1 pseudogene is annotated in these 1218 nt (G+C 64.9%); it reads left to right on the top strand.

What is annotated here, in order from left to right:
* Nucleotides 1-1218 (top strand): annotated as a pseudogene (locus tag DM816_RS45445) (RHS repeat-associated core domain-containing protein); the annotation flags it as partial.

The raw sequence follows: 1218 nt of genomic DNA, 5'->3' as shown, positions 1-1218 counted from the left end.
GCCCGGTGATGGCCGAGTGGACCTACGACACCGTGATGAAAGGCCAACTCACGTCGTCGACCCGCTACGTCGGTACCGACGCCTACACCACCCGGGTCACCGCCTTCGATGACGGCTACCGGCCGCTGCACACCGAAACCGTCGTCCCCAACAGCACAGCCAACGGCGCCCTGGCAGGAACTTACGCGTGGGATCACACGTATAAACCCAACGGCCTCCCGGCCACCACCGTGCTTCCCGCCGTCGGCGGACTCCCGGCCGAAACGTTGACCCACACCTACGACAACAACGGCTACGCGCAAACCTTGTCCGGTGCCTGGACCGGCGGTACGCAAACCTATCTGGCCGACAACGAATACACCTACGACGGCCTGATCAGCAAACTACGACTCGGCGCGGCAGGCAAACGCGTCATGATCGACCACCACTACTCCGGCAGCACCCGCCGACTGACCTCCCTGCGCACCTGGCTGGAATCACCAACCACGCCCGGCACCTACAGCGAAAAGTACGTCTACGACTACGGCTACGACGCGGCCGGCAACATCACCTCCACCGCCGGCAAAACCGACAGCGTCGCCGACCAGACCGAATGCTTCCGCTACGACCACCTACGCCGCCTGACCGAAGCCTGGACCCAAACCACCCTGGGCACCGGCTGCACCACCCCACAACGCGCCGGCACCGACCCCTACTGGCGGCAATGGACCTTCGACCCGATCGGCAACCGCCTCACCCAAACCGACAAAAACCCTAGCGGCACCGACACCACCTGGACCTACACCGTCGGCACCACAGCCGGCGTCAAACCCCACCAACTCAAAACCGTCACCGCCACCGGCCCCCTCGCCAGCACACCCACCCGCAGCTACACCTACGACACCGCCGGCAACACCCTCACCGCCACCACCCCCACCGGCACCGCGCAGACGTTGACCTGGGACAAAGAGAACCATCTGGCCACGGTCACCGAAGCCAGTGCAACCACGACCTATGTGTACGATGCAGACGGCAAGCGGCTAATCTCCCGCGCTCCCGGCAAGACCACTCTGTACCTACCCGACGGCACCGAGTTGGACCTCGCGTCCGGCGGCGGGTCGGTGTTGGGCACCCGCTACTACGCCGGTATCGCCGTACGCGACCCCACCGGCCTGAAATGGATCTGCACCAACCACCAAAAAACCAGCGTCGCCCAAATCGACGCCGTCACCCTGTCCG

This window comes from Allorhizocola rhizosphaerae, from assembly GCF_003426775.1.
In the GTDB taxonomy this organism is placed as follows: domain Bacteria; phylum Actinomycetota; class Actinomycetes; order Mycobacteriales; family Micromonosporaceae; genus Allorhizocola; species Allorhizocola rhizosphaerae.
Note: the sequence above shows the minus strand (reverse complement) of the source record. Positions and strands in the feature narration are given on the sequence as shown.